The following is a 12,306-nucleotide window of genomic DNA, read 5'->3' as shown; positions in this document are numbered from 1 at the left end:
TTCTGCCACAATTCATCACCAAATTCATTGATTCTGATCAGCCAGATATCGGAACCTCCTTTGGAATCCTCTTTTTTATCTAATCCTTTTCCTGAATAAGAGGTTCCCGCTAGTAAAAAACCTCCATCCTGTGTGGTAACAGTAGCCGACAGATAATCATGGTTCTGTCCTGAGAAATATTTCTCAAAGATCTCATTCCCTTGCTGGTCAAGTTTAATAAAATGAAAATCGTAACCGTTATTTTGCTTACTGCCTGCAGCCTGTTGCTTATTGCTTTGAATAGAACTTCCTGTGATCAAATACTGCTGATCAATAGTTGTGGTGATCTGGCTTAGAAAATCCTGGGTAGAGGATTGGATGTCTTTCTGCCATACCACTTCCTGGGCAGAGATACCCAGGACCGTGCATAAAGTAAATGCACCGAGAGATATTTTTTTCATCCTTGTGTTGTTTTTGAGTAGTAATTAATTATAAAAACTATACGAATTTAATTCTTTTTAAAACACGAAAACTGCTTTAATTCAATATACTATAAATCATACTATTAATAATTAAATTCCCTTTATAACACATTGCAATTCATCTTATTCTGATGAAAATTATCTCTGTATGAAGACAAAACCTGTCGTATTAAAATCAAATTGAATTCATTGATTTCACACACAAAAAAACCACTCTTCCGAGTGGCTATATATTTTTAAAGTTTGATCTTATTGATAGATGACAACATCATTTTTCTTGATCTGGTAGCTTTTTTTGTAAGGAGTCAGAACATAGCTGTCTTTAATATGAGATCCGCTTTTCCAGACTTTCTCTTTTCCTTCTTTATCCAGAATGATACTTTTGGCATTTCCGTCCGGAATGAAAATTTCAGCCTTTTTCAGATTTTTAGTAAAGATAACTGCCGTCATTGAAGTATAGCTTTTATCTGAGTTTACTTCTTTGAGCTTTATTTTCTGATTGAAAGTTTGTATACAATTATTTCTTAATTGTGAATAAGTATATCCTGCGGAACCAATACAACCGTGAACATCTCTGTCGCCTCCGAGAACAGGAGTACTTTTTTGTGCAAAAACGAATGAACCAAGGAACATGGCACTGAGTAAAATTATTTTTTTCATATGTAAAATTTTTGTTTTCTGATGGATTAAAAAATATCCCAAAAATGTGATATTAATTAATTTCTCTAAGGTACAAAAAAAACCACTCTCACGAGTGGTTTCTTTTTTTAAATCGGATTTTACTGATAGATCACGATATTATCTTTTTTAAGCTGATATCCATTCTTTTTGTAAGGAACCAACACATAACCATCCTTTTTCCATGCTTTGGCTCTTCGTCCCGCTCTGGTAAGGATAATACTTCCTGTATCAGCATCTTTAATGAAAACCTCAGCTTTTTTCATGTCTTTACTGAAAATAACTGCAGCTATTGAAGTATAGCTGTCTTTCGGAGCTACTTCTGTTAACTTAATTTTCTGTTCGAAAGTTCTTACACAGTCTTTCTTAATTTGAGAATAAGTATATCCTGCTGAACCAATACATCCGTGTGCATCTCTGTCTCCACCTTTTATTGCTTCTTTTTGTGCAAATACTAAAGAACCCAGGAACATTGTGCTTAATAAAATTGTTTTTTTCATGTCGATTCGTATATAATAATTACCCGAGTTATTATTAAAAACCGTGCCAAAAAAACATCATAACACACTCCGGTGAGTTACTTTTGCAGATATTACTTAGTCCAGTTAATCTTTGAATGCTGAACATTATCAGAGCTGGTTCCGACCATAATATCAAATTCACCTGATTCCCAGTCATATTTCAAATCTCCGTTATAGAATTTCAGATTTTCAGGAGTGATATCGAAAGTTATTTTTTTAGATTCTCCTTTTTTCAAAAATACTTTCTGGAAGCCTTTCAATTCTTTTACTGGTCTTGTGATACTTCCCACCATGTCTCTGATATACAACTGAACAACCTCAGCGCCGTCATAGTTTCCTGCATTGGTTACTGTAACACTTGCCTGAACTGTTTGATTACCTTTCGCTGTAGTATTGGAAACTGTCATATCCGAATAATTGAATTTCGTGTAGCTTAATCCGTATCCGAAAGCATATAAAGGTGTATTACACTCGTCCATATAGTTTGAACGGAATCTTTCATAAGTACATTTGTCTACTTTTTCCTGGCTTAGCGGGCGGCCTGTATTTTTAGCATTATAATAGATGGGTACTTGTCCAAGGCTTCTTGGGAAAGTCATCGGAAGTTTTCCGGACGGGTTTACTTTTCCGAACAGAACATCGGCAATGGCATTACCAGCTTCAGATCCTGCAAACCAGGCGTTCAAGATAGAATCCGGAGTATCTTTTACATTGGTTAAAGCTAACGGACGCCCTGTGAAAAGAACCATAGCGATTGGCTTTCCGGTTTTCTTTAATTCGTTCAGTAAGTCAACCTGAGACTGAGGAATAGTAATTTCTGTTCTCGAAGAAGATTCTCCACTCATTTCAGCAGATTCTCCGATAGCCAGAACAATCACATCTGCTTTGCTGGCAACATCTACCGCTTCTTTTAACAATTCTTCTTTGGAACGGTTGTCTCTGTCTGTTTTTTTACCGTGAGCTGCATAAATTTCTTCTAATTTAGCATCATAGTCTATATTGGCTCCTTTTGCTGATAAAAACTTAACTTCTTTTCCGTAGTTTGACTGTAACCCTTGCATCAAAGAAACTGAAGCTGCGTGTTTTGTAGCAACACTCCATGTTCCGGCCATATTCATTGAGTTATTCACCAATGGTCCAATGACAGCCACTGTTCCTGATTTTTTTAAAGGCAATACCTGATTGTCATTTTTCAATAACACCATGGATTGAGCAGCCGTATTCCTTGCTATATTACGGTTTTCCATATTATAGACTTCTTTTGCTGCCAATTTTGCATCTCCGTGCTTGTACGGATTATCAAATAAACCAAGATCATATTTTGCTTCAAGAATTCTTCTTGCTGCCATATCAATTTCAGCCTGTGTCACTTTTCCTTCTGCCAGAGATTTTTTTAAAGTTGTTAAAAAACCTTCTCCCACCATATCCATATCAACTCCAGCTTTTAAAGCCAAAGCAGAAACCTGCTGAAGATCTCCCATACCATGATCTACCATTTCATTGATACCGGTATAGTCTGTTACTACAAATCCTTTAAACTTCCATTGGTTTCTTAAAACTTCAGTCTGAAGCCATCTGTTTCCTGTTGCAGGCACACCATCCACTTCATTGAAAGAAGCCATTACCGAAGCTACACCAGCATCTACTGCGGCTTTGTAAGGAGGAAAGTATTCATTAAACATTCTTACATGGCTCATGTCAACGGTATTGTAATCTCTTCCGGATTCACCTGCTCCATATAGTGCGAAATGCTTTACGCATGCTAAGATATTGGTTCCATTCGCAAGGTCTTTCCCCTGATAACCATACACCATATTTTTAGAAATTTCACTTCCCAAATAAGGATCTTCGCCAGAACCTTCTGATACTCTACCCCATCTTGGCTCACGGGAAATATCTACCATTGGAGAGAATGTCCAGTTGATCCCGTCAGAAGCAGCTTCTCTGGCAGCTACTTTTGCTGACTGCTGGATAAGGTTCATATCCCATGAAGCAGCCAACCCTAAAGGAATCGGGAAAGTAGTTTCATACCCGTGGATCACATCCATCCCAAAAATCATTGGAATTTTCAGACGGCTTTTTTCTACAGCTACTTTCTGAACAGCTTTGATCTTATCTGCTCCTTTTATATTGAATAATCCTCCTACTAACCCCTGTTCTACTTTCTTTCCGATATCAGAACTCTGTGCCTGTCCGGTAGTAAAATCTCCGGAAGTCGGAAGGTTCATCTGCCCAATCTTTTCATCCAATGTCATTTTAGACAAAAGATTATCTACAAAAGCTTTCTTTTTAGCCTGATACTGAGCCGTCTGATAAGACTGAACAGGCTTCGTTATCATTTCCTGAGCGGAAAATACAGGAGCTAATGCTAACGTGGCGATTACAATTAACTTTTTCATAAATCTATCTTCTTAAATTATTGTTTATATTTTTTTACTTTAATTCGATGAGTTTATCTTTCAATCATTGTGTATTTTGGGGTTATTTTTCTTTCTTTTTAGACAGCATCCATTCATACAAAGCAGGGTTTGAATAGGTAGAATCCCATGAATTATGATTATCATTCGGGAAGATAACCAATTCTGCCGTTGGATTTACAGGGTGCAGCTTTTGATAAAAATTAAAAGCATTGGCAGGCAATACAATATCGTCCATCCCACCATGAAATATTTTCATATTCAGATCTTTAAACTGATGAATATTGGCGGTCATTACCTGATCTGTCGGTGCACACACTGAAGCCACTGCAGCAAACATTTCCGGATGTTCCATGGCTAGTTTCAAGGTTCCCCAGCCTCCCATGGAAAGTCCTGTAAGATAAATGCGGGAAGCATCAATTTTATATTTCTTCTGAATTTCTTTGATCAGATTATAGACGGTAACAGTATCCCACCATGTTCCTTCCGGGCATTGTGGTGCAAGAATCGCTACAGGTTCTTTGATCAGATTTTTATAGGTAAACGGACTGTGAGCTTTTACTAAATCAAGATTAGTCCCACGCTCTCCGGAGCCATGTAAAAAAATAATCAAAGGAACATTCCCTTTCGTATTCTTAGGATAATCCAGAATATAGGATATTTTTTCCTGTCTTTTAATTTCTTTATTGAGTTCCGCTTTTATCTCCTGCGCATTCATTGGTAATGAAAGTGGCAGTAGTAAAAGAGGGATATGTTTCAGTTTTAGTTTCATATTGTTATTGAGGTTTTGGCTAAAATATTTTTTATTTAAACGGACTCCCTTCGACTATGCTCAGGATAATAATCCGTTTCTATTGAATTATTTTATTCCATATTTGGCTGACTGGAAACTTAGTTTTTTTAATCCCTGCTGAATTTCAGGAGCATTCATAAACAGCTTCCAAAGAAATCCTGATCTGTAGTTTTCAATCATGGGTGCTATAGTTCCCTGATCTATGGCCAGATATCTTGGGGTAAACCAATTGTTATAATTAATAGAAGTGGCATCGTAAGGTCCCGCAGATCCTATAAATTCAGGTTTTTGAGTATACATGAATCTCAGAAAAGCCATTGATTCTTTAGGGGTGTATGGGAAGCTACTCAATGCAGCTGTAGGAGTGATGACTCCATTATCGTTGCCTGGCATATGAGCGGTATAGCCTGTGCTTCCATCCTCATTTCTGGTATAACCTGCTGTAAGTCCCCAATAGTTTGGCCCGTAACCTTTCCATTGTTTTGGATTTTCAACACAGTATTTGTAATCGATGAGGGTTTGATTTTTATTAATGTCAAAATAATTTTTGACAAGTTTATCGGATAATCCTGTCGGATCAAGCCCGATATATGAATATTGTGCCCAGAAAAGCGGTCCGCCATATTCTTCGGCATAGTTGTGTTTTACGTACAGAGGTAATCCGTATTTTGTTTTGTCTGTAAGGTAAGTTCCATTTCTGGTCCAGCCTTTATAATAGGTTTCGGCATCAATGGAATAAGTAGGTGAAGATGCGGCTAAAATATAAGTGATCAGACATTCGTTATATCCTTCCAGAGGAAAATTCATTTCCCATTGATAATCTGGTGACCAGTGCCAGTAAAGTACTTTCTGACCTCCTTTTGTATACCAGTTCCATTGGATTCCTTTCCATAGCTCATCACATTTTGCTGCAAGGGCTTTTTCTTCCGCATTTCCGTTTTTAAAATACTCCCGGATCATCAATATTCCTGAGGTAAGGAATGCTGTTTCTACAAGATCTCCGCCATTATCTTTTTTTCCAAAAGGAACCGTTTTTCCGGTTTCCCCGTTGATCCAATGTGACCATGCTCCTTTGTGACGGTCTGCTTTTGCCAGAAAATCCATGATATGAGTAAGTCTTTTCACTGCTTCTTTCCTTGGAACAAATCCTCTTTCTACGCCTACCAGAATAGTTGCCAACCCAAATCCTGAGCCTCCTGTAGTGATCACGTGTTTATCGTTATCCGGATAGATATTATCTTCATGGTAACGTTCTCTTTCCAGCATGGAGTTGGGTTCTGCGTAATCCCAGAAGTACTTTAAAGCATCTTTCTGTACTCTGTCCATCAGTTGTTCATCTGTGATATTATTTTTTACCGCTTCAGTTTTTCCAGCTTCCAATTTGGCAACGGGAGCATTTTTACAGGAATACACAAAGAATAAAGAGGTGATAGCCATTGATAATACGTTCCTTTTCATGAGATCTCTTTTTATAGGGTTTATTACTAAAAGAAGAGGAGAACTTTCATTCTCCTCTAATGTTTATGGTTTATTTTAATAGCCTGGGTTTTGAACAAAGGCACCATTACTTTGGTTCATTGCATCCAAAGGAATCGGGAATAATTCATTCTTTCCGGCTTTGAATCCGTAAGGAGCCAGTACGGTAGCAGCCTCCCCAGTTCTTACAAGATCTACGAAACGATCTCCTTCCAAAGCAAGCTCTACTCTTCTTTCATGCCAGATTGCTGCTCTCAATCCAGTCTGCGTTGTAGCTGTAGTTCCTGCCAATTGAGCCCTGGTTCTTACTTTATTAAGGTTTGTAGTCGCTGTAGCTGTATTGCCTAGTTCGTTAGCTGCTTCTGCATTGATTAAAAGAATTTCAGCAAATCTTAAAATTCTGATATTCTGTTTTGATCCGTAAGCACAAGCGCTATTGTTTAAAGCTTTTGGAAGATATACTTTTTGGTTATATGTTGTAACAGAATTTGGATCTCCCATTGCAATCAGATCCCCTTCCGGAGTAGTCTCGCCATTTCTAAGAATAGTAAGCTCTTTTCTGATGTCTCCTGGTTCAAATGCATTTTCCAATGCCTGAGAAGGTGTGAAGAATCCCCATCCGAATTGGTTTCTTACCCCCTGAACTTCTGCATACTGACTCCCTGCATTCGGATTAAGCTGAGGCGCACAATCACAATTCACTTCAAATACGGATTCTTTTCCAAATTCTCCAGCGATTCTGAATACACGATTGAAGTCTGACTCTAAATCATACCCCATTCCTATTAGTTGGTTTGAAGTATCATAAGCCTTTTGCCAGTCTTTCTTGTAAAGATAAACTTTAGACAATAATCCTAACGCAGCACCTTTAGTAACTCTTCCCAAATCTGTAGCAGGATAAGTTTGAGGTAAAATTTCTGCGGCACTGGTAAGATCAGATATAATAAAATTGTAAACCTCGTTTACAGAATTCCTTGGGATATTGTAATTGGTCTGTACTCCATCAAATATTGGGACACCTCCATAAATTCTTACTAAATTAAAATAAAAATAGGCTCTCAACATTTTTGCTTCTGCAACAAGTCTGTTTTTCAGCGTGGAGTCCATATTGATCTTTGGAACGTTAGTAATAACCTGATTCGCTCTGTTTATAGCCTGCCACTGGCCAATCCAATAACTTCTTACTCCATCATCACTTATCGTAAATGTAAAGTTATCATACACATTGATAAAAGATGCATCTCCCGGGTTGGATCCTTTTACAACATCATCTGCCGGAACACCATAAATAAACTGGTAAGGAAATGCTGAATTTTCCCAGCTTCTTAAAAAGTTATAAACAGCATTAGTTGCCTGCATGGCATCATCCTGAGTCTGGAAAAATGATGTAGCTTCTACTTCTCCTTCCTCTTTAATATCTAGATAATTATTGCAACTGGTAAAAAGAGAAACCATTGCAATTGATAAAAATATTTTTTTCATTACTTTTCTAATTAAAACGTTAAATTCATACCAAATGTGTAGATTGCAGAAATAGGGTAAATGTTCTGATCTACTCCCATTTGTACTCTATCCGAATTTAAGATCTCAGGAGAGAAGCCATTATATTTAAAGCTTGTCCATGGATTCTGAGCACTTACGTATAATCTTAATTTAGTAATAGACAAAGATTTTGCAAATGTTTTTGGTAAATTATATCCAACCTGGATATTTCTAATTCTGATATAGCTTCCATCCTCTACATAAAAACTGCTTGGCAAAATAACCGCCTGGTCATTTGTAACCATAGAGTAAGAATTTGATGTACCTGCACCATGCCATCTGTTATTGTAGAAATCTAAATCCCAGTTTTCATTTCCATAACGCTGTTCACGGTTATAGTTGTAAATCTTATTACCGAATACTCCCTGGAAATCAATAGCAAAATCAAAATCATAAATATTCATATTAACTCCAAACCCGTAAGATCCTTTTGGAATAGGACTTCCCAGAAATGTTTTATCTCTCGTATCAATGATACCATTTCCATCTAAATCGGCAAATTTAAATGCTCCTGGTTTTGCTCCATTCTGTGTAGCTGAAGCTGCCACTTCATCAGCAGTCTGAAATACTCCTACAACCTGGTATCCATAATAAGACCCAACAGCCTGCCCTTCCTGTAATCTGATAACAGAATTTCCGAATAAACTAGCTCCTGCTTCCAAATAAGATCCACCATATACTGAAGTAATTTTATTTTTTAACCCTGTATAGTTACCATAAATTCCTAAAGTAATATTGTCATTAATCTTTGTATTATAATTTACAGCAACTTCAAATCCTTTATTATTAAAAGAGTAAGCATTGGTTACATAGTCTCTCCAGTTACTTGCTCCGGAAACAGTACCCTGGAATATTCCATAAACAACATCTTTTGAGTCTTTATTGAAATAGTTAGCATCAATTTTTAATTTGTTGTTAAATAATGCCATTTCCAATCCTACATCTCCTCCCGAGGTTGTTTCCCATCCGATAGATGGATCAATAATCTGGTCGATTGTTGCTGCCGGATAGCCATTATTTCCATAATATGCTCCTCCATCAATGATAGTTCTGTTAAGGGTAAACTTTCTTTTTACATTAGGATTTCCCAGCTTACCATAACTTGCTCTAAGTTTTAAAAGATTAAACAAGTTCTGCCCACTCATAAAATCCTCTTTTGTAATTACCCAACCTGCACTTACTGCCGGGAATATTTTAAATCTATCAGTAGAAATCTGAGAAGATCCATCTCTACGAACAGAAGCATTCAAAAGATATTTCCCTTTATAATCGTAATTTAATCTCGCAAAAAGTGATTCTATACGATATTGGTCCTGATTAAGATCCAGCTTAGGTCTGTCATCAGTGTAAATTACCACATCAGTACCATTCTGTATATTTAAAGATTCATTTGTCCCGTCATAATAGACTTTCTGAGCAGAAGCATATGTTTCAGAGTAAGAATTTCTCGTTCTTGAGAAACCTCCTAAAATTTCAAGATTATGATTTCCGAAATTTTTCTTCCAAGTCAAGGTATTATCCCAAACATAATTTCTGTTTCTGGAATCCCTTGTTACTAAAACCGGATCTTTTTGGTCTGATACCGGAACATAGTTAAGCCTTGGTGTATATTCGTATTTATTTCTATTGGTATTGTCTGTTGTATAACTAACTCTTACAGTAAAATCTTTTAAAAATTTATATTCTGCAAAAACATTATTCAAAAGTCTTTCTTCCCTTATCTGAGAACGGAACATATCCAGTTTCGCTCTTGGGTTTGGTATTGAGTATCCATTAAAAAATTGATAATCACCAGTTGAAGGATTCATCACAGAAAAGATAGGAGGAGCTGAATAAGCATCCAATAAAGGATTCTGAGCTACATCACTACGAATTTTTGAGAAGGTAAAATTATTACCAATGGTAAGATTATCCGTTATTTTATATGATAAATTTAACTTGGTATTCATTCTGTTAAAACCACTTCCGGAGTTTATTCCTCTTCCGGCAGCTAGATTTCCTTCATCCTGTAGGTTTCCAATACTTCCATAATAATTTAATTTCCCAATACTTCCTGAAGCTGAGAAATCGTTTGCATTAATGATACTGGTTCTAAAAATCTCGTCGAACCATTTTGTATCTGCAGGATAATTGGCTCTGCTTAAAAATTTTGTAGGATCAGTATTTCCTTCATTTCTTAGTTTTTCGTTATATAGTTCAATGTACTGGTCAGCATTTGCCATTTCCGGAACATTGGTAACTGTTTTAATTCCTAAATAAGAATTAAGGCTAAAAACAGGTTTCTTACCTCTTCCCGTTTTTGTCTTGATAATTACAGCTCCATTAGATGCTCTCGCACCAAAAATTGCTAAACTGGAAGGATCTTTCAAAACACTCATTGATTCAATATCCTGAGGATTAAGGAAAGATATATCATCCGTAATTGTTCCGTCAACAATAAATACCGTTTGTCCTGTTAATGATCCAATACCTCGAATATCAACCCTCGGTGAGCTTCCAGGAGCTCCTGCATTTGTAATATTTACACCTGCAATTTTTCCCTGAACTGAACTCATAGGGTTTGAATTCGGTTTATCAGCAAGATCCTTTGCAGAAACCATTCCAATACTTCCCGTAACGTTTTCTTTTTTCTGAGATCCATATCCGATCAAAACTACTTCCTCGATCTTCTGCTCTTTAACAGCAGTATCTTTTGGAGTAGTCTGAGCATCGACGTTCATACCGAAGTACAGAACAGCAATGAGACATGAATACTTTAAATTACTTTGTTTCATATAGTTTCAATTTTATTCAAATAAATCAAATTCATTTCTGTCTCTAAATAGTGGAGTTATTTAAAATCTCAAAAAAAGACATTATTCAAAAATATAAAAAATATCGAACAACGTTAAATTATCTTAAAAATTTAACCACTATCTCATTTTATTATAATATAATTAACATCTATTAAATTTTTACAACTTTATATTCAAAATAATTATCAATTTACCACTATTTCATTAATGTTAAATTAACATTTTTGTCCAAAAAATTCACCAAATCAAACGCTCAATTTAATATTTTGTTAAATACAGAATAGTAATTACCTTTGGTGCAGTTTTTGAGAAAAGCATTTATAAAGCAAATAATAAAAAGATCAATGAAAAAGTATATCATTGCAGCCACTCTTATCATCGGAACAGGTGCTGTTATTACCACCAGTGTACAATCCTGCACATCATTGGCCACGTCCGACATGGGGCTTTCCATTATAAAAAGGATTCTGCTCAATGGTATTGATAAAGGAATGGGTATCTACGGAAACAAAGAAGCGTTTCTGCAGAATAATATGGTAGACAAAGCGCTTCCTAAAGAGTTGAGAGATATCAATTCTACGCTGGAGAAAATTGCTCCTTCGCTGGTGGCCAAAGAAAGAGATTATATCGCACAGGCAGCAGCTTATACGGTGAATACCTCAAAACCTATTTTGCAGGATGCTGTAAACAGCCTGAATGCTCAGGATGTAACCAGAATTATGCAGGGAACGACCGCAACCCAGATTCTGAAGGAAAAAACATCTCAACAGCTGATTGCAGCCATTGCTCCTAAAGTAGATGAAAAACTGAATGAATACGGAATTGTAAAAACCATCAATACAGCTCTGTCAGGAAGTAATTTTCTGGGCAGTCTTTTAGGGGGAAATAACAATACTGTTAATTCCGGAGGATTGAGTAAACTGGCTTCCGAGCAGCTGGTAAATGGGTTATTCAATATCATAGAAGATTATGAACACCAGAACTCCAAGTCTCTGCTGGGACCATTTGGAAAATAGGAAATTTTTCGTTATATTTATATTATATTAACAATTGCAGATGGATATATTACAAGGAAATCAACACGCAAGTCCTGAAGATTTTTATCAGTCTTTGAAGGAGAAACTGGAAGATCATCATGATTTTCCGGAGGATTATTTATTTAAATTTATTATTCCTACAGACCAGGCAAAACTTACTGAAATTTACAGAGTTTTTGATGGTATTAAATTTACACTGGGAAACCGCGAAAGCAAAAATGGAAAATACACAGCCTGCAATATCAATGCATTTGTTTTGGATGCCAATCAGGTAGTGAATATTTATAAAGAAGTAGCAAAAATAGAAGGCGTTATTCTATTGTAAAAAACAAAGGCCGTTTCATCATTATGAAGCGGTTTTTTAATGCACTAATACTCTTCAAATTTTATTCTTTATTCCATACAGATTAATACTTACAAGCCATAATATGTAAATTATATTCTTTACCTAAAAAACACCTATTTTTATTCTCACTACTTTCCTAGTCAACAAAAAAGTCCGCCCCATTTTGGACTGCCCCCAAAAAGTTAGACACTTTTTAGGGGCATTTTTTATGTATAAAAAAGAAAAATTTAGCGTTGCTTT

Annotated in this window: 9 protein-coding genes and 1 pseudogene; 2 read left to right on the top strand and 8 right to left on the bottom strand. The window is 36.1% G+C overall.

Annotation, left to right across the window (positions count from 1 at the left end; translation table 11 throughout):
* From NK356_RS23500 to NK356_RS23465, 8 genes and pseudogenes are all read right to left on the bottom strand, one after another.
* Window positions 1-440 (bottom strand): annotated as a pseudogene (locus tag NK356_RS23500) (T9SS C-terminal target domain-containing protein); the annotation flags it as partial.
* A 270-nt stretch (window positions 441-710) separates the two neighbouring features.
* Window positions 711-1,121 (bottom strand): hypothetical protein, encoded by a 411-nt coding sequence (locus NK356_RS23495; protein WP_253318193.1) that lies wholly within the window; start codon window positions 1,119-1,121, stop codon window positions 711-713.
* A 119-nt stretch (window positions 1,122-1,240) separates the two neighbouring features.
* Entirely contained in the window at window positions 1,241-1,639 is a 399-nt protein-coding gene (locus NK356_RS23490; RefSeq protein ID WP_034699664.1) for a hypothetical protein, read from the bottom strand.
* Window positions 1,640-1,731: 92 nt separating this feature from the next.
* On the bottom strand, window positions 1,732-4,059 hold the full coding sequence (gene bglX / locus NK356_RS23485) for a beta-glucosidase BglX (protein ID WP_253318192.1): 2,328 nt from the start codon (window positions 4,057-4,059) through the stop codon (window positions 1,732-1,734).
* An 82-nt stretch (window positions 4,060-4,141) separates the two neighbouring features.
* A complete protein-coding gene (locus tag NK356_RS23480) occupies window positions 4,142-4,849 on the bottom strand; it encodes a prolyl oligopeptidase family serine peptidase (RefSeq protein ID WP_034699660.1) in 708 nt (235 codons plus the stop codon).
* An 87-nt stretch (window positions 4,850-4,936) separates the two neighbouring features.
* Window positions 4,937-6,328 carry a glucoamylase family protein gene (locus NK356_RS23475; protein WP_253318191.1) on the bottom strand — a complete coding sequence of 464 codons (1,392 nt, stop codon included), beginning with the start codon at window positions 6,326-6,328 and terminating at the stop codon, window positions 4,937-4,939.
* Between the two features lie 75 nt (window positions 6,329-6,403).
* The gene (locus NK356_RS23470; protein WP_034699657.1) at window positions 6,404-7,828 is read right to left on the bottom strand and encodes a RagB/SusD family nutrient uptake outer membrane protein; all 1,425 of its coding nucleotides are present in this window, start codon (window positions 7,826-7,828) and stop codon (window positions 6,404-6,406) included.
* Window positions 7,829-7,839: 11 nt separating this feature from the next.
* Window positions 7,840-10,662: a SusC/RagA family TonB-linked outer membrane protein gene (locus NK356_RS23465; RefSeq protein WP_034699654.1), complete on the bottom strand. Its 2,823-nt coding sequence runs from the start codon at window positions 10,660-10,662 to the stop codon at window positions 7,840-7,842.
* Between the two features lie 365 nt (window positions 10,663-11,027).
* On the opposite strand from NK356_RS23465, the gene NK356_RS23460 reads away from it, so the two are divergent.
* Both NK356_RS23460 and NK356_RS23455 read left to right on the top strand, forming a co-directional pair.
* Window positions 11,028-11,699, top strand: coding sequence for a DUF4197 family protein (locus tag NK356_RS23460; RefSeq protein ID WP_034699651.1), 672 nt, complete (start codon window positions 11,028-11,030; stop codon window positions 11,697-11,699).
* Between the two features lie 40 nt (window positions 11,700-11,739).
* Window positions 11,740-12,045 carry a DUF493 family protein gene (locus tag NK356_RS23455; RefSeq protein ID WP_034699649.1) on the top strand — a complete coding sequence of 102 codons (306 nt, stop codon included), beginning with the start codon at window positions 11,740-11,742 and terminating at the stop codon, window positions 12,043-12,045.
* Window positions 12,046-12,306 lie beyond the last annotated feature (261 nt).

The organism is Chryseobacterium sp. S0630, assembly GCF_024158915.1.
GTDB lineage: Bacteria > Bacteroidota > Bacteroidia > Flavobacteriales > Weeksellaceae > Chryseobacterium.
The sequence above is the reverse complement of the archived record's forward strand: the minus strand, read 5'-3'. Positions and strand labels throughout refer to the sequence as shown.